This is a genomic window from Pseudomonas sp. TE36184 (assembly GCF_054060055.1).
In genome coordinates this window covers 2,279,208-2,298,636 of record NZ_JBSSCU010000001.1, presented here as the reverse complement: position 1 = coordinate 2,298,636, position 19,429 = coordinate 2,279,208, and the positions used below count along the sequence as shown (strand labels likewise).

The 19,429-nt window shown below is 63.4% G+C and carries 17 protein-coding genes and 2 pseudogenes; 10 read left to right on the top strand and 9 right to left on the bottom strand.

Annotated features, from left to right (window positions below):
• Positions 1-5 precede the first annotated feature (5 nt).
• The 4 genes from ACVWZP_RS10010 (at position 6) to ACVWZP_RS09995 (ending at position 3,514) form a co-directional block, all read left to right on the top strand.
• Positions 6-809 carry a CheR family methyltransferase gene (locus ACVWZP_RS10010; RefSeq protein ID WP_017847000.1) on the top strand — a complete coding sequence of 268 codons (804 nt, stop codon included), beginning with the start codon at positions 6-8 and terminating at the stop codon, positions 807-809.
• Positions 802-1,323, top strand: coding sequence for a chemotaxis protein CheD (locus tag ACVWZP_RS10005; RefSeq protein ID WP_046384050.1), 522 nt, complete (start codon positions 802-804; stop codon positions 1,321-1,323). The genes ACVWZP_RS10010 and ACVWZP_RS10005 overlap by 8 nt, the downstream gene beginning before the upstream one ends.
• A complete protein-coding gene (locus ACVWZP_RS10000) occupies positions 1,320-2,390 on the top strand; it encodes a protein-glutamate methylesterase/protein-glutamine glutaminase (RefSeq protein WP_046384049.1) in 1,071 nt (356 codons plus the stop codon). The genes ACVWZP_RS10005 and ACVWZP_RS10000 overlap by 4 nt, the downstream gene beginning before the upstream one ends.
• Before the next feature lie 371 nt (positions 2,391-2,761).
• On the top strand, positions 2,762-3,514 hold the full coding sequence (locus ACVWZP_RS09995; protein ID WP_017847003.1) for a hypothetical protein: 753 nt from the start codon (positions 2,762-2,764) through the stop codon (positions 3,512-3,514).
• 561 nt (positions 3,515-4,075) lie between these two features.
• On the opposite strand, the gene ACVWZP_RS09990 is transcribed toward ACVWZP_RS09995, so the two are convergent.
• Positions 4,076-5,227: an MFS transporter gene (locus tag ACVWZP_RS09990; RefSeq protein WP_457369713.1), complete on the bottom strand. Its 1,152-nt coding sequence runs from the start codon at positions 5,225-5,227 to the stop codon at positions 4,076-4,078.
• A gap of 352 nt (positions 5,228-5,579) precedes the next feature.
• Between ACVWZP_RS09990 and ACVWZP_RS09985 the strand changes: the two genes are divergently transcribed.
• Positions 5,580-6,575 (top strand): diaminopimelate epimerase, encoded by a 996-nt coding sequence (locus ACVWZP_RS09985; RefSeq protein WP_201022099.1) that lies wholly within the window; start codon positions 5,580-5,582, stop codon positions 6,573-6,575.
• Between the two features lie 43 nt (positions 6,576-6,618).
• Here the strand turns inward: ACVWZP_RS09985 and codA are convergent, their stop codons facing one another.
• From codA to ACVWZP_RS09955, 6 genes are all read right to left on the bottom strand, one after another.
• The gene (gene codA, locus ACVWZP_RS09980; protein ID WP_046384046.1) at positions 6,619-7,854 is read right to left on the bottom strand and encodes a cytosine deaminase; all 1,236 of its coding nucleotides are present in this window, start codon (positions 7,852-7,854) and stop codon (positions 6,619-6,621) included.
• A 27-nt stretch (positions 7,855-7,881) separates the two neighbouring features.
• Positions 7,882-9,087, bottom strand: coding sequence for a PucR family transcriptional regulator (locus ACVWZP_RS09975; protein WP_372813260.1), 1,206 nt, complete (start codon positions 9,085-9,087; stop codon positions 7,882-7,884).
• Positions 9,084-10,352 carry a cytosine permease gene (gene codB, locus ACVWZP_RS09970; protein WP_017847008.1) on the bottom strand — a complete coding sequence of 423 codons (1,269 nt, stop codon included), beginning with the start codon at positions 10,350-10,352 and terminating at the stop codon, positions 9,084-9,086. The genes ACVWZP_RS09975 and codB overlap by 4 nt, the downstream gene beginning before the upstream one ends.
• A 191-nt stretch (positions 10,353-10,543) precedes the next feature.
• Complete coding sequence (locus tag ACVWZP_RS09965) at positions 10,544-11,167, bottom strand: NUDIX hydrolase (RefSeq protein ID WP_017847009.1); 624 nt, start codon at positions 11,165-11,167, stop codon at positions 10,544-10,546.
• Positions 11,168-11,198: 31 nt separating this feature from the next.
• A complete protein-coding gene (gene queD, locus ACVWZP_RS09960) occupies positions 11,199-11,555 on the bottom strand; it encodes a 6-carboxytetrahydropterin synthase QueD (RefSeq protein WP_017736453.1) in 357 nt (118 codons plus the stop codon).
• 77 nt (positions 11,556-11,632) lie between these two features.
• Positions 11,633-12,712: a patatin-like phospholipase domain-containing protein gene (locus ACVWZP_RS09955; RefSeq protein WP_057004897.1), complete on the bottom strand. Its 1,080-nt coding sequence runs from the start codon at positions 12,710-12,712 to the stop codon at positions 11,633-11,635.
• A 159-nt stretch (positions 12,713-12,871) separates the two neighbouring features.
• Here ACVWZP_RS09955 and ACVWZP_RS09950 point away from each other — a divergent pair, with 159 nt between their 5' ends.
• The 4 genes from ACVWZP_RS09950 to ACVWZP_RS09935 are packed head-to-tail and all read left to right on the top strand — an operon-like array spanning position 12,872 to position 15,463.
• Positions 12,872-13,174, top strand: a complete 303-nt coding sequence (locus tag ACVWZP_RS09950; RefSeq protein ID WP_057004898.1) for a PepSY domain-containing protein — start codon at positions 12,872-12,874, stop codon at positions 13,172-13,174.
• The gene (locus ACVWZP_RS09945; RefSeq protein WP_017847012.1) at positions 13,174-13,485 is read left to right on the top strand and encodes a PepSY domain-containing protein; all 312 of its coding nucleotides are present in this window, start codon (positions 13,174-13,176) and stop codon (positions 13,483-13,485) included. The genes ACVWZP_RS09950 and ACVWZP_RS09945 overlap by 1 nt, the downstream gene beginning before the upstream one ends.
• Positions 13,485-14,153, top strand: coding sequence for a response regulator transcription factor (locus ACVWZP_RS09940; RefSeq protein WP_046384042.1), 669 nt, complete (start codon positions 13,485-13,487; stop codon positions 14,151-14,153). Before ACVWZP_RS09945 ends, ACVWZP_RS09940 begins: the two co-directional genes overlap by 1 nt.
• Positions 14,150-15,463, top strand: coding sequence for a sensor histidine kinase (locus ACVWZP_RS09935; protein WP_457369712.1), 1,314 nt, complete (start codon positions 14,150-14,152; stop codon positions 15,461-15,463). The genes ACVWZP_RS09940 and ACVWZP_RS09935 overlap by 4 nt, the downstream gene beginning before the upstream one ends.
• Before the next feature lie 246 nt (positions 15,464-15,709).
• On the opposite strand, the gene ACVWZP_RS09930 is transcribed toward ACVWZP_RS09935, so the two are convergent.
• Positions 15,710-16,465, bottom strand: coding sequence for a methyl-accepting chemotaxis protein (locus tag ACVWZP_RS09930; protein WP_370737510.1), 756 nt, complete (start codon positions 16,463-16,465; stop codon positions 15,710-15,712).
• Between the two features lie 102 nt (positions 16,466-16,567).
• A pseudogene (locus tag ACVWZP_RS09925) lies at positions 16,568-16,714 on the bottom strand (HAMP domain-containing protein); the annotation flags it as partial.
• A gap of 1,372 nt (positions 16,715-18,086) precedes the next feature.
• Between ACVWZP_RS09925 and ACVWZP_RS09920 the strand changes: the two are divergent.
• A pseudogene (locus ACVWZP_RS09920) lies at positions 18,087-19,407 on the top strand (Na+/H+ antiporter family protein).
• The last annotated feature ends 22 nt before the right edge of the window (positions 19,408-19,429 follow it).

Here is a 19,429-nt window from a genome sequence, read left to right as displayed (position 1 = left end):
TCCTCATGAACGTGATTCTCTCCGATGCGGAGTTCCTGCAGTTTCGCACTCTCATTCATCAAATCGCCGGCATCAGCCTGTCGGATGCCAAAAAACAGTTGGTGAGCGCTCGGCTCGCCAAGCGCCTGCAAGTGTTCAAGCTCAATACCTACGGCGCGTACTACAAAGTGCTGATGAAGGACGCGACGGAACTACAAGTGGCGGTCGATATGCTGACCACCAACGAAACCTACTTCTTCCGCGAGCCCAAGCATTTTGATTTTCTGCGCGATGTCGCACTGCCCGAACTGCGTGGCAGCGGGCCTTTGCGTGTATGGAGCGGCGCCTGCTCGAGCGGTGAAGAGCCCTACACCCTGGCCATGGTCCTGGCGGACAGCCTCGGCGGCCGGCCCTGGGAAATCGTCGCATCGGATATCAGCAGCCGGGTACTGGAAACGGCCCGCCAGGGGCGCTACCCCCTCGAAGGCACGCGCGGCATTCCCCAAGCGTTGCTCAACAAATATTGCCTCAAGGGCGTCGGCGCCAACCACGGTTGCTTCATGGTCGAACCGGCGCTGGCGTCGAGGATCGATTTCCAGGCCATCAACTTGAACAATCCTCTGCCGAAACTGGGAATGTTTGACGTGATCTTCCTGCGCAACGTGATGATCTATTTTGACAGCGAGACCAAAGTGCAAGTGGTCAAGCGCCTGGTCAGCCACCTCAAGCCCGGCGGCTATTTCCTGGTCAGCCATTCGGAAAGTCTCAATGGCGTGACCGATGAACTGCGACTGGTCAAGCCTTCGATCTATCGGAGGCCGCATGCCTGACACCCCACCGTCCCGCGAGGTGTACCTGAATCCCGGCGAGTGGTTTTTCGGTTCAGGCGCTATTCGGCTGCGCACCGTGCTGGGCTCATGCGTTGCATTGGTGGTCTGGCATCCGCGGCGCTTGTTGGGCGGCATGTGCCACTACCTGTTGCCCCGGCGCGCAGTGAAGAGATCGGCTGCACTGGATGGTCGCTACGGCGATGAGGCGCTCCAATTGCTGCTCGGCCGAATGCACGCGATCAAGGTGCCGCCGACGGAGTTCAGAATCAGCGTGTATGGCGGCGGGGATATGTTTCCGGGGCTGGCGCGTTCGGACAATCACTACGTTGGCCAGCGCAATGTCGAGCAAGCCAGGCACCTGCTCGATTCGCATCAGTTGCGGTGTCACAACTTTCATGTGGAAGGCGTGGGTTATCGAACCGTGGTGTTCGATCTGGCCAATGGCAACATCGAACTCAACTACCTGGCCCTGCATTGGCCACTCAGCAGCCCTCATGGAGAGCGTGCGATATGAGCCTTATCAAAGTACTGATCATTGACGACTCCGCGGTGGTTCGCCAGGTGCTGACGGCGACCCTTGGGCAAGACCCGGCCATTGAAGTGATCGGCGCGGCGGCGGACCCGGTGTTCGCCATGGACAAGATGAACAAGCAATGGCCGGACGTCATTGTGCTGGACGTCGAGATGCCGCGGATGGATGGCATTACGTTCCTCAAGAAACTGATGGCCGAACATCCGACGCCAGTGGTCATCTGTTCCACGCTGACCGAGAAGGGCGCGGCCACCACCATGCAAGCGCTGGCCGCCGGTGCGGTGAGTATCGTGACCAAGCCGCAACTCAATTTGCGTCAGTTCCTGACCGACAGTTCCGATGAATTGGCCGGTGCCGTCAAGGCCGCAGCCCGTGCCAACATGAAACGCATGGTGCCGTCCAGCGAGCGAGCCCCGGTCAAGCTGACTGCCGACGTCATACTGCCGGCGAGCACGCATGCCATGGCGCGCACCACCGAAAACATCGTCGCCATTGGTACGTCCACCGGCGGCACGCAAGCCCTGGAGCTGGTGCTGACTGCCTTGCCCAGGGTGTGCCCGGGAATCGTGATCGTGCAGCACATGCCGGAACACTTCACCGCGGCATTTGCCGAGCGGCTCAACCGCCTGTGCGAGATCGAAGTCAGGGAGGCGAAAAATGGCGACCGCGTCATTCCCGGTTGTGCGTTGATTGCTCCCGGCGGCAGGCACATGTTGCTCAAGCGCAGCGGCGCCCAATACCTGGTTGAAATCGTTGATGGGCCCCCTGTCAGCCGGCACCGCCCTTCGGTGGACGTGCTGTTTCGTTCGGTCGCCCGCAGCGCAGGCGGCAACGCGCTGGGCATCATCATGACGGGCATGGGGGACGATGGCGCTCGCGGGTTGAAGGAGATGCACGACAACGGCGCGCTGACGCTGGGCCAGAATGAAGAGTCGTGCGTGGTGTACGGCATGCCTAAGGAGGCCTTCAAGCTCGGTGCGGTGGAGCGCGAGTTGCCGCTCGAACAAATTCCAGCCGCGATTCTGCAGTCCATGCACCTGCGCCGCTGACGGTTGATGCTGGTGAACCGAGGTTTTTTGCGCACCTGGGTCGGGTTGGGCGGCGAGGGGGCTGGCTGCGCCGAAACGGCTTGGGAAGGTGATGAGTTCCGTATCTCAGCAGATGCTCTTCCTACCTGGGCGCTGGAAACTTTCAGCGCGATCAGGAACCGACTCCCACAGTTCTGCCACACAGGATAAGCCTGCTTCCGCTGGTTTGCTTGACGATTTGTCGATCGTCGGGGCGCCTGGAGCGCTGAGGCAAGGCGTCTGATCAAACCGAACTGGAGAACTAAATGTCGGCATCAGTATTCATGCAGTCTGTCGCTCACTCCTCTGATGACAAGTCTTTCAGAGACCCCATGTCCATTGCCGAGCGGTCTATGAGCTCATCGGCCAGCCAGAGCCTGTTCTGGGATTCGTATCACTTCGGCTCAGCATTCGGCAGCACGTCGTCGCGCCCGTACTTCGGCCACGGTCATTATCACTCGGGGCCGCCGCAACGTCCGCTGCCCGATAATGTGCGCCCGAATCCCGGCCCACCGCCGCGCCCAACCCCCGAGCGGCCGGACCCGCATTACTCCAAGCAAAGCAATCAGCAACTGGCCCAGGCGCTGCTGAGCAATTACGGCGCGTTCAGGGAAGGGCATTTTTCGCGGCAAGTCACCCTCGAAAGCCTGAAAAAAATGGCCGAGCGACCGTTGACCGGCAACCCGCAGATGGACGCCAATATCCGCCTGGCGAAGGAACTGCTGCGGCGTCCCGAGCTGGTACGCGCGCTCGATCGAAACATGAGCACCGGTGCTTCGGATGGCCGCTTGTCCAGGGACGATATTATGAGCGTCATCGGTTCCGATAACCCCTTTAAACTCAAAGACGACAAACAGCTGATCAAGGAAATGCTCGGCCATTTCCAACAGTTGAAGGGCAACGGTCGGGGCGACAGCATCAAGCTCGACAAGCTCAAAGAGTTTGCGGCGCAAGCGTTGACGGGCAACCCCTTCACTGACCATCTCATCCAATTGGCCAAGGAAGTCATGGCCCGTTCGATTCTGCAGGGGCGGATGGACAATGTTGACGAGTGGCAGCGCGACGGCAAGATTTCGCGACGCGAACTGCTGAAACTGCTGCGTTAACTCTGGCACAGCCGAATGCCGCGTCACTCGCGGCATAGGTTGGCAAGCGTAGTGAGCAGGAAGCACCACTTCAGTCAGGGAGGAAGGGTTTTACCACGAAGAGATTGCCATCGGCCGTTGAATGGCTGCCGGTGTCTTCACCTACCGAATCAGGTCTGGACTATGAATTCGACATCCTTTGAATCTCAGCCCTCCCAGTACACGGTTGCGAGCCTGGCGATGCCTGCACGGGAAGCAGGCCTCCCAAGCACATCCCGTTCGCAGGCACTTAACCTCATGTCTTCGCCGAAGTTCAGCTTCAGGGCGCCCACCGCCGAAGACTTCGATAAAGGTTCTCGAACATTCACGGAGGAACCGTTGTCCAGCCCTGTGTTTTCCACGCTCGCCGGGTTATGGCACAAGTTGTCTTGCCGTCTGGCCAATGACACCGAGCGGCATCTGGGCTAACCACTGAACCGTTCTGCCAGGCACAGCGCTGCGGACGGGAAACGATAAGGCAGGGAAGAAACGATCAGGCGTACATGAGCTACTTGAAGGATTCAGGCCGCTCATGTCCTTTGCTCATACCCGCAGTATTTTGCCGCTGACCGCCACCGCTGCGAGCAATCCCCCGATCAACAGGAAGGCAGTCGCCAGGCTGCTGCCATGGGCAATGAAACCGATCACCGCGGGCCCCGCGAGAATACCGGCATAGCCGAGGGTGGTGATGGCCGGCACGGCGATGTGTTCCGGCATGACGGTCTGCTTGCCGACAGCGGTGTAGAGCACCGGGACGATATTTGAGCATCCGGCGCCGACCAGCGCATAGCCCAGCAGGGACATGGCCCAGGCCGGCGACAGGGTCGCGAGGAAGATCCCGGCCGCCGCCAGCGCCCCGCCGGCGACGATCACCCGGGCAGCCCCCAGTCGACGGACAATCCGGTCGCCGGTCAGGCGCCCGGCGGTCATGGTCAGGGCAAAGGCCGCATAACCCAGGCCGGCGTAGGCTTCATCCAGGCCGCGTTCGGCACTGAGGAACACCGCGCTCCAGTCGAGCACGGCGCCTTCGGCCAAAAACACGATGAAACACAAGCCGCCGATAAACAGCACCACGCCGTGGGGAATGGCAAACGGCGGCCCGGCGCTTTCACTGCCGTAGGGCAACCAGTGGGGGGCGGCCTTGAACAGCGCCAGCGCCATGATGACGATCACCACCAGGGTCGCCTGCAGCGGCGAAAACCCCAGCCCCAGCAACCCGGAAACCCCCGCTGCGCCGACGATGCCGCCCAGGCTGAACAACCCATGGAAGCCCGACATCATGGTTTTGCCGCTGGCGCGCTCGACGATCACCGCTTGCAGGTTGACCGTGGAGTCGACCGTACCCAGGCCCGCGCCGAACAGGAACAGACTGGCCATCAGCAACGGGATCGAACTGACCGTGGCGAGCATGGGCAACGCCAGGCAGATCAGGACCGTCCCGGCGCTCAGTACGCGCCGGCAACCATAGCGCGAGGCCAGTGCGCCGGCCACCGGCATGGCGATGATCGAACCGCCCCCCAGGCACAGCAGCAACAGGCCCAGGGTGCCCTCGTTGAGTTCGGCGCGGGCCTTGGCATACGGCACCAACGGCGCCCAGGCGGCGATGCCGAAGCCGGCGATGAAGAAGGCGATGCGCGTCGACATTTGCTCCAGCCGCCCGGGAACCACGGGCGCTGGGGTGGGGATGGCAGTCATGGAGAATCCTTGGTTTTGCGTTCAACGAACGATGTCCGGCGCGACATCCTTACACATCAAGCCTGATCGAGCGAGCCAGGTTCACGCGGCGTTCGCGCTGGCGGCGGGTTTTATTTTCGCCAGCACGGAACGCTCTGGACACTGGCTGCCACCTAGAGGACATCGACGTGTAGGAGGTGGTCTGGAAGGTGCGTAATCCCCGTGAGAATTGCTGAACCCCAGGCTTCCTGCGGCGGATGACGCACCTTCCAGACCACTTCCCACGCGCCGACCGTTCTGTAATACGCTGCTGCTTCTGTGTGCAGACGATTGGACGGACGAAGCGATGAAGGACTTTCAGCCAGGCGACCCCATGACCCGGTTCTACGATGCCCGCGGCAATATCTATGGGGTGGTCAGCCCGGCCTGTTTGCGTCGCCACGGGGTCGAGGTGCCCGACACTGCGGCCCTCGCGGCGAGCCGGCGCGACGCTTGGGCACTGCCGGCTATTGCCGCCGAATGTGGCTGGGGGCCTTCGCCGCGTCCGGCTGGCGCCAAGGCGCACCGTTGTGATGGGTTGTTGGTCGGGCCGTTCCAGGCGGCGCCGCCGTTCGACCTGTTGATCGTCAACACTGACGGCTCCCTTGCGGAGCGCAGTGGCAATGGCCTGACCATCTTTGCCCAGGCGCTGAGCGATCAGGGCTTGATGACGCAGGGCTGCGAGCTGCGGGTGCATCACGATAAACAGGATGCGAAGTCGCCGCTGGCCACCTATGTCGAACCGGCACTGCACGAGCAGGTGCGTGGGTTCTGGCTGGCGTTGGGGCAGCCGGCGTTCGGCCCGCTGGCGGTCGGCGCGGACCTGCCTGGCGCCGAAGAGGGGGCGTTCAGCCATGTGTCCGCGCTGGCGGCGATCAACCCGGCATGGACGCGCAGCCAGTTTGTGCGGGTGGGCAACCCCCATTGCGTGACGTTGGTGTACCAGGCCGCTGCGCTGCCGGACAATCTGCCGATGCACCAGAGCGCACTGTTCGAGCCCTTGCAGGCGATTGCATTTGCGCCACCTGCCGGGCGTGGCCAGCCCTGTGTGGCCGGGGTCAACTTGCAATGGGCTGCCCAGGCGTCCGGCAATCGAGTGCTTGCGCGGGTGTTCGAGCGGGGAGAGGGGCCGACGGCGTCCTCCGGGACCAGCGCCTGTGCCGTGGCGTGCGCCGCGTGGCGCGCCGGTTGGGTCGCGGGCGGGGAGGTCGCGGTCGTGATGCCGGGCGGTACGGTGCCGGTTCGGTTGCAGATTCAGGATGCGACAGTGCTGAGCGTCAGCCTGTTCGGGGCCGCGCGGCCGCAGCTCGATGCAGGGCCGCGCGGCTGATCGCGTCGAGTCGTATCAGCGGCTGTCCATCGAACCCCGCGCGCTACAAAAACGTCACCTGCGCCGGCTGGCGCTTCATCAACACCTTGCCGTTGCGGATCGAGTACAGCGCCAGGCCCTGGCTGCGAATCACCTCGTAGTCGCTGTCGGCCGAGAGGATCAACAGGTTGGCCGGCCGGCCGGGTTCCAGCCCATAGCGATCGCCGAGGGCCATGGCCTTGGCGCTGTTGTCCGTGACCAGGTCCAGGGCGTTTTGCAGGTTGCGGTAGCCGAGCATGTGGCAGATGTGCAACCCGGCTTCGAGCACCCGCAGGATGTTGCCGTTGCCCAGGGGGTACCAGGGATCGACGATGGAGTCCTGGCCGAAGCACACGTTCATGCCGGCTTCCAGCAGTTCGTTGACGCGGGTGACGCCGCGCCGTTTCGGGAAACTGTCGAAGCGCCCTTGCAGGTGAATGCTTTCGGTGGGGCAGGAGACGAAGCTGATGCCGGAATGCCCGAGCAGGCGGAACAGTTTGGCGCAGTAGGCGTTGTCGTAGGAACCCATGGCCGTGGTGTGGCTGGCGGTGACGCGGGCGCCCATGTCGCGGCTGCGCGCTTCTTCGGCGAGCACTTCGAGGAAACGCGAGTGCGGGTCGTCGGTTTCGTCGCAATGCACGTCGACCAGGCAGCCGCTGCGTTCGGCCAGGTCCATCAGGAACTTCACCGAACTCACGCCCTGGTCGCGGGTGTATTCAAAGTGGGGGATGCCGCCGATCACGTCGGCGCCCAGGCGGACGGCTTCTTCCATCAGCTCGCGGCCGTTGCGGTACGACTCGATGCCCTCCTGGGGAAAGGCGACGATTTGCAGGTCGATCAGGTGCGCAGTGTCCTCGCGCACTTCGAGCATGGCTTTGAGCGCGGTGAGGTCCGGGTCGGTGACGTCGACGTGGGTACGCACATGCTGGATACCGTGGGCGGCGAGGGCCTGGATGGTTTTCCTGGCGCGGGCCTTGGTGTCTTCGTGGGTGATGGTGGCTTTGCGTTCGCCCCAGCACTCGATCCCTTCGAACAGGGTGCCGCTCATGTTCCAGCGCGGCTCGCCGGCGGTGAGGGTGGCGTCGAGGTGGATGTGCGGTTCGACGAAGGGCGGTATCACCAGGTTGCCGGCCGCGTCGAGGTCGTCGGGCCCCGCCGTGGGGGCTGTGGTTTGCGGCGTGATGCTGGCGATCCGGCCGTGTTCCAGGTGCAGATCATGCAGGCCTTCACGGTTGCGCAGGCGGGCGTTGATGATGTGCATGGGCAAGTTCCTCTTGGCTAAAAACAATCAGGCAGACAGCCGCCAGATCATCAGCGCGATGCCGATGTCCAGGCGGTCATACGAATTATCCAGCCTCAGCCCGCACAGGGCTTCGATGCGCTGGACGCGGTGCGTCAGGGTATTGCGGTGGACGGCCAGGCGCTGCGCGGCGGCCACCAGGTTACCATTCTCGTGGAACCAGGCTTCGAGGGTCGGCAGCAGGCTTGGGCCATGGTGCAGGTCGTGGCGCAGCAACGGGCCCAGGCGGTCATTGAGAAACTGGTCGAGCAGCGCACGATCGCGCACGCCGCTGAGCAGCTTCAATACGCCGAGTTCGTCATACACGCAGAGCCCGGCGCGTTCGCTGAAGCGCCGCGCGGCGGCCAACGCCTGGCGCGCTTCATCCTGCGCCTGGGCCAGGCGTGCCGGCGGGTGGGCGGCGGCGCTCAGGCCTATGAACAGTTTCAGCGGCGCCAGGCGCAGGTTCAGCGGCTTCAACCAATTGGCCAGTTGCTCCCGGTTAGCCAGCGCCGCGACGGCATCGGCGGCCGGCAGCAGCAACGTCCATTGGCCGGCGCGCCCGAGTACCGGCACCGCGGCCGACAACTGCCGCAAGCGCCGGGTAATGCTGTCGTGTTGCCGCGCCAACTGCGCTTCCATCTGCGCGGCCTCACCCTGGGCAAATAACGCGTCGCTGCCCTCTAACTGCAACTGCACGATTTGCCAATGGCCGGCCAGGGGCATGCCCAACTGGGCGGCGCGGTGCAGCAGCAGATCCAACGATTGATAGTCACCGGCCAGCAACCGCTCCAGCACATCGTGCCGCGAGCGGCCCAATTGCTCCGACTGGATCAACGCCGAACCGATCGCCTGGGTCACCAGCACCATTTTCAGTGAGTAAGGCTGTTCGATCAGCGGCATGTCGGCGGCTTCGGCGGCGTCCAGCAAGCGCTGGGGAATCGCCTGGATATAGGCCGGCCCGGTGAGAATCACCAACCCGGCCACCTGACGCAGGCAGGCTTCCTCCAGCAGTTGCAGCAAATTCGCTTCGTCCCGTGGGTGATTGATACCGGTGACGAACACCAGTTCGCCCCCCAGCACCCACTCGGCGATGCCGCTGTTCTCTGCGACATACGGCCAGCGCACGGCATTCTCCAGGCCCGCCGCCCCGGCGCGCAGACACAGAGACTCCAGCCCCGGCAGGGCGAGCACATCGGCAATGGTCAGGCTCATGCCTGTGCGTCAGCCAACGGTGCCCGCACGCGCAGTACGGCGCTGAGTAGCATGTAGGTCAGCGACGCGGCGACGATCCCCACCAACGGCGCCACCCAGGGCGAATTGAACGCCAGTACGGTGCCCACGGCGTAGGCGGTCAGCCCCGGCCAGTTGAACGCCGGCAGGCGCGCATCGGCCAGGCGCGGGTAGCGGCCGCGGTAGCGATAGAAAAAGTCCGCCATGATCACCCCGCCAATCGGTGGAATCACCGTGCCCAGCAGGATCAGGTACGGCACCAGCATGTCGTACATGCCGAGCAGCGCCAGCAGCGTGCCGATCACCGCACCTGCCAGGGTCACCGTCTTGCGGCGGCGGGTGCGCAGCAGGTTGCAACCGGCCACGGCGAAGTTGTAGATGGTGTTGTCCTGGGTGCTCCAGATATTGAGCAGCAACATCGCCATCGCGGCCGTGGCAAAGCCTTGCAGCAGCAACACCTCCACCACGTCGGGCTGTTGATAGACGATGGCGCCATAAGCCCCGATCAGCACCATCAAGCCATTGCCGACAAAAAAACCGATCAGGCTGGCGAGCACCGCGACCTTGGCCGAGCGCGAAAAGCGCGTCCAGTTGGTGGCCTGGGTCGCGCCGCTGACAAAGGTGCCGAACACCAGGGTGATCGCCGTCGACAAGTCCAGTTCCGACGTCGGCACCACCGCCAGCAAGCCTTGCAGCCCGCCGACTTTCACCGTGGCGACCCACATCGACAGGCACAACAGAATGCCCATGGCCGGCACCGCTATGTAGGACAGAATCTCCAACCCGCGATAGCCCACGTAGGCCGTGGCGCAGAACAGCAGGCCAAACAGCACCATCAGCACCAGCACGCTGCCCTGGCTCAGCTCGAAATATTTGCCCAGCACCACGGCGGCGGTGGCGGTGCCCCAGGCGTACCAGCCGATCTGGGTGAAACCGAGGATCAAATCACTGAGCTTGCTGCCGACTTCGCCAAAACAGAAGCGCCCCATCAGCACCGAGTTCAGGCCGCTCTTGAACGCGATGTAACCCAAGCCTGCGGCATAAATGCCCAACAGCAGGTTACCCAAGGCCACGACGCCGAGCATGTCGACGAAACTGAACGCCACGCCCAGCTTGCCGCCGGCAAACATGGTCGCGGTGAAAAAGGTGAAGCCCAGCAGCACCATGGCGGTGGACGCCAGGCCCTTGCGTGCGTGCATCGGGACTTCGCTGAGGGGGTAATCGTTGCCCGGTTCTTGCTGCGTCATGTGCCTTGCTCCCTGAATGAGTGACGCAGGCCTATTGCACCCCGCGTGCCAATTGAGCAGCAGTGACGGGCGCACGGTGGGTGTTGTGCAGTATGCACAGGATTTATCGCCAGACAGGCGCGGAACGCGGGCGGGAGTGGTCGCGGTGCCCAATCGGGCACGAAAGCGGTGCAGCGGTGATACAAATTGGATCAGTCGAACAGCGTCAGCGTGGTTTCGCCGCGATGAAACGCAAAGGCCGCCTCGAGATCGCTTTCGATGGTGCGCCCACGGGACAGCGGCGGCAGGTCGTCGAGGGCGAAAAAGCCCACCTCGGTGGTTTCGAACCCGGCCGTCGGCGCCAGTTGGTCGACCCGTTCACACAGGAAATACAGCTTGTAGAAGTCCCGCACATCCGGGCGATACAAGCCCTTGGCCTTGTGCGTGACGCTGTAGAGCGCCCGCGCCGTCACGGTCAGCCCGGCTTCCTCGCGGATCTCCTTGACGATGTTTTCTGCGGCCGACAGACCGATATCGGCATAGCCCCCCGGCAGCGCCCAGCAACCATCGGTCGCCTCGCGCACCAGCAGAATGCGCTCGCCGTCGATCACTGCGCCGCGGACATCGATCATTGGCGTCGAATAGCGCTGGGCGAAATCCGGGACCAGCCCGCTGATGCGCTCCAGCGGCACATTGCCCAATTGCGCGAGCATGCTGTGGGCGATCTCGGCAATTTCTTCCAGGCGCTCGCGTTCGAAGTCGTCGGTGCAAAAGTGCAGCCCCGTGGAAGCCAATGCCTGCAAGCGTTTGGCCTGGGCCAGCCAGGTGTTTTCCATGGGGCGCTCCCGCAGGACGTTGACGTGAGGGTTACTCGCCGCGATAGATGCAGCCGCTGGTGCAGGTTTCATGGATGCGAATCGCGCTGAGTTCCGGCAGCAGGGGTTTCAATTCGGTCCAGATCCACTTGGCCAGTACTTCGCTGGTGGGGTTTTCCAGGCCGGGGATGTCGTTCAGGTAGTTGTGGTCGAGGCGTTCATAGAGCGGCTTGAAAATCGCCTTGATCTCCGAGAAGTCGCGAATCCAGCCGGTATGGGGGTCCAGGTCGCCGCTCAGGTGGATCGCCACCTTGAACGAATGCCCATGCAGGCGCCCGCATTTGTGGCCGTCTGGCACGTGGGGCAGGCGGTGGGCGGATTCGAATGTAAATTCCTTGAAGATTTCCACAGTATTTTTCAGCTCGGTCAGGTTTCTGGCAGGCGGCGAGTTTAACAGCTACATCGCGCCTCGCGCATACCGCTGGGTCAAAGCGCCTGCAAGCGCTCGCCCAGGCCACCCTGGTCGGCCAGATGCAGAAACTCATCGCCCAGGCGCCGGCTCTCGCTCATTGCGGTTTGCCAGTATTTGTTGCGAGTCGCGTCATCGCCCAGAAAGCGCTTGAAGTCGCTGCGGTCCGGCAGTTTGCCGTGGGGCAGGCGGGCCAGGTAGTCCTTCGACGGCGCCAGCAGCAACACGTCCTGCAAGCCTTGTTGATTGCTGCGTCGCCACGGCAGGCCCTTGTCGAACCAGCCGGGGATGACGCGGTCGGTGAAGTGCGGGTACAGCACGATGTCATCGCCGTGGTAGGGCAGGTCGAGGTGGTAATCCAGCAGGCCGCCGTCGCGGTAGGTGCCGGCACCGGCGCCAGGCAGGTCGCGCACGCCTTGCATCACCAGGGGAATCGAGCCGGACGCCAGCAGCGCCTGGCGCAGGTTGCCCAGGTTCAGGTCGAGGAAGCGCGACGGAAAATCCCGCAGCGCATGCACCGGCGGCGCCTGGCGTGGGTCATGGATGATCAGCCGCTCGAAATGCCGCGCCAGCCGCGCGCGGCCGCGCAGGTTGTCGGCAATCACCGACGACAGGCCCAGGCCCAGCCGCCCGCGGTGGTCATCGGCGAGCAGGCCGTGGCTCTTGACCACCATGATGTTCAGCCGATAGCCGGGGTTGTCCAGCACCCGCGCATCGCGCCCGGCCAGCAGGTCATCGAGCATGCGCCGGCAGCTCTGGCTGACCTCGGCCATGGTCACGCCTTTGGCGAAGCGTTGTTCGTTGTACAGGCGGCCGAGGTCGAGCAGGCCTTGCACCGGGTCGGGCAGGCAGGCGCTGGCAAACCGCCAGGAACCGATGGAGGCACCGATCAGCGCACGTTCGCGTGGCGCTCGGGGCAGCCACTCGCCGAACAGCGCCAGGTCCAGGCCCTGGATGCCCAAGGCCTTGGGCCCGCCTGCCGCACCGGGAAGGATACCGACATCGGCAGGCTTGAGGCCTTGCTCGCGAATGCGCGCAAAGGCGCGTTTGCCGGCCTTGAGGGTCAGGGCGGGAAACTTGATGTGGATGGCTGTCATACCGGTCTCTGTTGAAGCGAGCGGGGCAGTATAGAAAATCTCGTCGGGTGAAGGAAAACGCGGGTGACGCGAATTGCCATGGTGGCAATTCAGTTTCAGTTAAGTTGCCACGGATACCCTGGCGGGTGTAGGACAAATATCGTGAAACGGAGACTCAGCATGAAGCGTCTTACAATGCTGGTCGCCGCCGGGTGCGCGGCCTCTTTGGCGGCACAGGCCCTGGCAGCCGACCCCGACAAGTCACTCCGCGGGCCCGGCACTGTTACTATTGTCGCCTTCGATCAGCTGGACGCTACGGCCCTGGCCTTGCATCCCGGTTCGACCCTGCTGGACACCGACCTGGACGAGGTCTACGGCAAGTACCTCTACGAGGTCGAACTGGAGGATGTCGACGGCATCGAATGGGAGGTTGAATTGGACGCGCTCACCGGGCATGTGCTCAAGAATCATCAGGATACGTAATGAAGGTATATCGACGCGCCGCTGGCTGGGCGGGGCTGGTGCTCCTGGCGTTTTGCTCAAGCCTGTCAGCCCGCGACCTCAACCAGGACGAAGCCTTGGCACTGCGCCAGCAGGGGGTGATCCTGCCGCTCGAGCAACTGTTGCAGCAGGCCATGGCGCGCCACCCCGGCTCGCGGCTGCTGGAAGCGGAGCTTGAGAAAAAGGACGAGCAATATGCCTATGAAGTGGAACTGGTGACGACCGACGGTGTGGTGCGCGAGATCAAACTCGACGCCACCAGCGGTGCGCTGATCAAAGACGAGGAAGACTGATGCGCCTGCTGTTGGTGGAAGACAACGTACCGCTGGCCGATGAACTGCTGGCCGGCCTGCAGCGCCAGGGCTATGCCGTCGATTGGCTGGCCGATGGGCGCGATGCCGCGTACCAGGGCCGCAGCGAACCCTATGACTTGATCATCCTCGACCTCGGCCTGCCCGGCTTGCCCGGGCTCGAGGTGTTGGCGCAATGGCGCGCGGCCGCGCTGGCCACCCCGGTGCTGATCCTCACCGCGCGCGATTCCTGGGCCGAGCGCATCGAAGGGCTCAAGGCCGGCGCCGACGATTACCTGAGCAAACCGTTTCACCCCGAAGAACTGCACCTGCGTGTCCAGGCGCTGTTGCGCCGTTCCCATGGCCAGGCCAACCAGCCGACCTTGCAAGCGGCCGGCCTGCACCTGGATGAAGGGCGCCAATGCGTGCTGCGCGACGGCGACGAAATCCAGCTGACCGCCGCCGAGTTTCGCTTGCTGCGCTATTTCATGTTGCACCCGCAACAGATCCTGTCGAAAAGCCATCTGGCCGAGCATTTGTATGACGGTGAGACCGAGCGCGATTCGAATGTGCTCGAAGTCCACGTCAACCACCTGCGCCGCAAATTGGGCCGCAGCGTGATCGAGACCCGGCGCGGCCAGGGTTACCGGTTCGGCGCCAGTCCTGCATGAAGTCGATCCAGCGGCACCTGAGCCTGGGGCTGATCAGCGTGATGGTGGTGGTCGGCGTGGTGCTGGCGCAAACCAGCCTGTGGTTGTTCGAAGCCGGTTTGCAGCGCTATTTGGAGGCCGGCCTGCGCAACGACAGCGAGAACCTGCTGGTGGCGCTGGTGCGCGGGCCGAATGGCGTGCAACTCGACGAGCAACGCCTGGCGCCGGCCTATCAGCGGCCGTTCTCGGGGCATTATTTCCGTATCGATTTCGCCGACATCCACTGGCGCTCCCGCTCGTTGTGGGACCAGGAGCTGCCACGCCTGCCCGCGGCCGGGCTCAAGGGCAATCTGCAGCTGGGGCCGGAAGGCCAGCAACTGTTGGTACTGCGCTCGGACTACAAGCGCTTCGGCCAATTGATTTCCATCAGCGTGGCCCAGGACTACACGCCCGTGCGCGAAAGCTTTCGGCTGATGCGTCAGATCGGCCTGGTGCTGGGGGTGGCGGCCCTGTTGCTGGTGTTGATCCTGCAACGGGTCACGGTCCGTCGCGCCTTGCGCCCGCTGGAAGTTGCGCGCAACCAGATCGCCCAGCTGCAACAGGGCCAGCGCTCGCAACTCGACACCCAGGTGCCGCAGGAGCTGGAACCGTTGGTGGCGCAGATCAACCACCTGCTGGCCCACACTGAAGACAGCCTCAAGCGTTCACGCAATGCCCTGGGCAACCTCGGCCACGCGCTGAAAACCCCGCTGTCGGTGCTGTTGAGCGCGGCGTCGAGCGAAGCGCTCAAGGATCAGCCGCGCTTGCGCACGCTGCTGCGCGAACAGCTAGAACAGGTGCAACAACGCCTCGACCGCGAACTCAACCGCGCACGCCTGGCCGGCGACACCCTGCCGGGCGCCTTGTTTGATTGCGCGAACGAACTGCCGGGCCTGCTGGCGACCCTGAACATGGTCCACGGCGACCACCTGGACTTGAGCCACCACGCCGTCCCTGGCCTGCAATTGCCCTGGGACCGCGAAGACCTGCTGGAGCTGCTCGGCAACCTGCTGGACAACGCCTGCAAATGGGCGGATGCGCAGGTGCGCCTGAGCATCGGCGAGACGCCGCACAGTTACCTGCTGGCGGTGGAAGACGACGGCCCCGGCATTCCCGAAGCCCAACACGACCGGGTGTTCAGCCGTGGTACGCGCCTGGACGAGCAGACCGACGGCCATGGCCTGGGCCTGGGAATCGTGCGCGATATCGTTGAGGTGTGGGGCGGGGTGTTGCAGTTGCAGGAAAGCCAACTGGGCGGGCTCAGGGTGCTGATCGAACTGCCCAAACGCTGAGGTCGATCAAAAATGGGGGGAGGGGGCTTACCCCGGTACAGACCGGAGACATCCTTTACGTTTGAAACCGGAGACATCGTTTACATGTATTAATCATGGCCTGGCGATGACCAGCCGATCAAAAGTGTGGGAGGGGGCTTGCCCCCGATAGCGGTGAATCAGTCGATGTAGCCTTTGACTGACCCACTGCAATCGGGGGCAAGCCCCCTCCCACATTGGATTTCCTTCAGAGTCGGTGTCGGTCACTCACACCTGGAAATGATCCATCAACCCCTGTTGCTGATTGGCCAGGTGGTTCAACGCCTGGCTGACGCGCGCCGATTCGTTGGCCTGTTCTGACAGCGACTCGGTGACATCGCGGATTGTCGCCACGTTGCTGTTGATCTCCTCGGCCACTGCGCTTTGCTCTTCGGCGGCGCTGGCGATCTGTAGGTTCATGTCGCTGATCACTGTGACTGCGGCGCCGATCTGGCGCAGGGCGGTGACCGCCTCGCCGACTTGTTCGACGCTGCTCTGGGCCTGGCGATAGCTGTTGCCCATGGCGCCGACCACATCGGTGGTGCCGCTTTGCAGTTGCTCGATCACCAGGCGGGTTTCTTCCACCGACTCCTGGGTACGACGCGCCAGGTTGCGCACTTCGTCGGCGACCACGGCAAACCCACGGCCGGCCTCACCGGCCCGGGCGGCTTCGATGGCGGCGTTGAGGGCCAGCAGGTTGGTCTGCTCGGCGATGCCGCGAATCACTTCGAGCACCGAGCCGATCTGCGCACTGTTGGTCGCCAGGCCTTCAACCTGGGCCATGGCGGTGCTCATGTCCGCCGCCAGATGGCCGATGTTGGTGGTGGTGCGGTCGATCACCTGCAGGCCGTCACGGGTGGCCTGGTCGGCATCGCGTGCGGCTTGGGCGGCCTGAGCCGCACTGCGGGCGACGTCCTGGGCGGTGGCGCTCATTTCATGGGAGGCGGTGGCCACCTGGTCGACCTGGCGGTATTGCTGCTCCATGCCAGCGCTGGTTTCGCTGGCGATCGCGGCGGATTGGTCGGCGGTGCCGCGGGCGTCCTGCACCGAGCGTTTGACCTCGGCGATGATCGGCTGCAGTTTGTCGAGGAAGCGGTTGAACCAGCCGGCCAGTTGCCCCAGCTCGTCCTGTTTGGCGTAGTCCAGGCGGCGGGTCAGGTCGCCTTCGCCGCTGGCGATGTCTTCGAGCATGTGCGCCACGCTCAGGATCGGCCGGGTCACGCTGCGCGCCATCAGCCACACCAGTCCCAGGCCGATCACGGCGGCGAGCAGGCCCAGGCTCAACTCGAGCAGGGTGCCGCGGGCGTTGTCGGCGTCCAGTTGCGCCTTGAGCGCTTCGGCCGGGCCCACCAGGATTTTTTCCGGCACATCCAGCAACACGCCCCACGGCTTGCCGCCGGGGATCGGCGTGAACGGTGCCAGGACCTTGAGTCGATGGTCGGCACGCAGGCTGCTGATCCGCGTACTGCCGGCCAGGGCGCTGAGCAATTGCGCGCCGCTGGCGGTGTCGACCTGGTCCAGGCGCTGGCTGAGCTTGCTCGCATCCGGGCTATAGCCGGCCAGCAAGCCGGTGGCGCTGAGAATGCTGACCTGGGTCTGGCCGTCATACAGCGTGTGGCTCGCCTGCTGGCTCACCGCCTGCAGGCTGTTGAGGTTGATGTCCACCGACAGCGAGGCGATGACTTTGCCATTCACTATCAGCGGGAACACGAGGCTGGTCATCAGTACGTTTTGGCCGTCGATGACATAGAAGTACGGTTCGATCACACACGGTTTGAGGGTGGTGCGCGGGCAGGTGAACCAGGCGTTGGCCTTTTCTCCACTCGGGCCGATGCTGGTGTCGGACATGTCGCTTTCGGGCAGCGACATGGCGGTGAGTTTGCCGGGCGTCGGCTGTGACCAATAGAGGGCGAATCGGCCTTTGTCGTTGCTGCCCAGCTCTGGCTGGTTGACGAACAGCTCGTCCTTGCCGTCCAGGGCATTGGCTTCGAACACCAGGGACAAGCCGAGCAGGTCGGGGTTGGCCTGCAAGGCGGCCTTGACCTGGCGGGTCAAGTCTTCACGGGTGTCGAAGGCGTCAAGGAAGCGCTTTTCTGCCTGTTCGCGCAGGAACAGCACCTGGCGGGAAAACCCGTGACCGTATTGATAGGCATCCATGAACTGCTGGCGGATGCCCAGCGCCTGCGCTTCGCCCTGGGCTTCGATACGCGCCTGGGCCGCTTCGTCGAGCATGTGCATGCTGGAGGCTTTGACCTGCTGCGAACTCTGTTCCATGCGATACAGCGACAGACCCACCAGCAGGGTCACGATCCCCAGCAGGCAGAGGCCGGCGAGCAGGGTGATTTTCCATTGAATGGACAGCTGTCTGAGGGACATCGCGGAGCATCCTTTACCTGAAAACATAGAGAGCCTTTATATCGGCGGCTGTATTTTTTTCTTTATTCAAACGTTCAATTTAAATTTGAAAGCGACGTCGTTTTTTGACATGCGACCGCGCCTGCTGCAAAGTGCGCGCCCTCTAATAAGACCTCCTTCCAGCCTGCACACCGGCAGTCATGCCGGTGCGGGCATGCCTGTATTTTGTTTTTTGCTTGAGGTAACCATGATTAACGCAGTCATCGCCGCGGTCGGCACCATGCTGGTGCTCAGCTTGTCCCGCGTGCATGTGGTCATCGCCATCATCGTCGGCGCCCTGGTGGGCGGGCTGACCGGTGGCCTGGGCATCGACGCCACGCTCCAGGCCTTCAACGGTGGGCTGGGTGGTGGCGCGACAGTGGCTTTGTCCTACGCATTGCTCGGCGCTTTCGCGGTGGCGATTGCCAAGTCCGGCCTGGCCCATGCCCTGGCGGACAAGGCGTTGCTGCTGGTCGATCGCCAGGAAGCCAGCGGCGGCAGCCATGTCAAATGGCTACTGATCGGCCTGCTGTGGGTGGTGGCGATCGCCTCGCAAAACATCCTGCCGATTCATATCGCGTTTATCCCGCTGCTGGTGCCGCCGTTGCTGTACGTGCTGACCAAACTGCAACTGGACCGTCGCCTGATCGCCTGCGTGATGACTTTCGGTTTGATCACGCCCTACATGTTCCTGCCGGTGGGCTTCGGCAACATCTTTCTCAACCAGATCCTGCTGGCCAACGTGGCCAAGAGCGGCGTGGACATCAGCCAGGTCAACGTGACCCACGCCATGGGCCTGCCGGCGCTGGGCATGGTGGTCGGCCTGCTGGTGGCGGTGTTTGTCAGCTACCGTAAAAAGCGCGTGTACGACCTGGAGAAAATCGAGCGGGTCGAACAGGTCGCGGTGCAATACAACCCACTGACCCTGCTGGTGGCCGGCCTGGCGATCGCCTCGGCGTTCATCATTCAGTTGTGGTTGGACTCGATGATCATCGGCGCCCTGGCCGGGTTTTTGATTTTCTCGGTATCGGGCATTGTGCGCTGGCGCGAGACCGACGACCTGTTCACCGAAGGCATGAAGATGATGGCGATGATCGGCTTCATCATGATCGCCGCTTCAGGCTTCGCCGAAGTGCTCAAGGCCACCGGAGACGTGCGCTCGCTGGTGGAAACGTCGGCGGCGTTCATCGGCCATAGCCGTGGAATCGGGGCGTTGCTGATGTTACTGGTGGGGCTGCTGGTGACCATGGGCATCGGTTCGTCGTTTTCCACGGTGCCGATCCTGGCCGCGATTTTCGTGCCGCTGTGTGTGCAACTGGGCTTCAGCCCGCTGGCCATTGTGTGCATCGTCGGCACGGCCGGCGCCCTTGGGCGATGCCGGTTCGCCGGCGTCGGACTCGACCCTGGGCCCGACCTCCGGCCTGAATATCGACGGCCAGCACCACCATATCTGGGACACCGTGGTGCCGACGTTCCTGCATTACAACATCCCGCTGCTGGTGTTTGGCTGGGTGGCGGCGATGACGCTCTGACGAGGTCGTCCTACAGAATCCG

Bases quoted from the DNA above. Each gene is read 5' to 3' on its own strand.
- ACVWZP_RS10010 (WP_017847000.1), top strand. From the start codon at position 6: ATGAACGTGATTCTCTCCGATGCGGAGTTCCTGCAGTTTCGCACTCTC.
- ACVWZP_RS10005 (WP_046384050.1), top strand. From the start codon at position 802: ATGCCTGACACCCCACCGTCCCGCGAGGTGTACCTGAATCCCGGCGAG.
- ACVWZP_RS10000 (WP_046384049.1), top strand. From the start codon at position 1,320: ATGAGCCTTATCAAAGTACTGATCATTGACGACTCCGCGGTGGTTCGC.
- ACVWZP_RS09995 (WP_017847003.1), top strand. From the start codon at position 2,762: ATGAGCTCATCGGCCAGCCAGAGCCTGTTCTGGGATTCGTATCACTTC.
- ACVWZP_RS09990 (WP_457369713.1), bottom strand. From the start codon at position 5,227: ATGACTGCCATCCCCACCCCAGCGCCCGTGGTTCCCGGGCGGCTGGAG.
- ACVWZP_RS09985 (WP_201022099.1), top strand. From the start codon at position 5,580: ATGACCCGGTTCTACGATGCCCGCGGCAATATCTATGGGGTGGTCAGC.
- codA (WP_046384046.1), bottom strand. From the start codon at position 7,854: ATGCACATCATCAACGCCCGCCTGCGCAACCGTGAAGGCCTGCATGAT.
- ACVWZP_RS09975 (WP_372813260.1), bottom strand. From the start codon at position 9,087: ATGAGCCTGACCATTGCCGATGTGCTCGCCCTGCCGGGGCTGGAGTCT.
- codB (WP_017847008.1), bottom strand. From the start codon at position 10,352: ATGACGCAGCAAGAACCGGGCAACGATTACCCCCTCAGCGAAGTCCCG.
- ACVWZP_RS09965 (WP_017847009.1), bottom strand. From the start codon at position 11,167: ATGGAAAACACCTGGCTGGCCCAGGCCAAACGCTTGCAGGCATTGGCT.
- ACVWZP_RS09955 (WP_057004897.1), bottom strand. From the start codon at position 12,712: ATGACAGCCATCCACATCAAGTTTCCCGCCCTGACCCTCAAGGCCGGC.
- ACVWZP_RS09950 (WP_057004898.1), top strand. From the start codon at position 12,872: ATGAAGCGTCTTACAATGCTGGTCGCCGCCGGGTGCGCGGCCTCTTTG.
- ACVWZP_RS09945 (WP_017847012.1), top strand. From the start codon at position 13,174: ATGAAGGTATATCGACGCGCCGCTGGCTGGGCGGGGCTGGTGCTCCTG.
- ACVWZP_RS09940 (WP_046384042.1), top strand. From the start codon at position 13,485: ATGCGCCTGCTGTTGGTGGAAGACAACGTACCGCTGGCCGATGAACTG.
- ACVWZP_RS09935 (WP_457369712.1), top strand. From the start codon at position 14,150: ATGAAGTCGATCCAGCGGCACCTGAGCCTGGGGCTGATCAGCGTGATG.
- ACVWZP_RS09930 (WP_370737510.1), bottom strand. From the start codon at position 16,465: ATGGAGCAGCAATACCGCCAGGTCGACCAGGTGGCCACCGCCTCCCAT.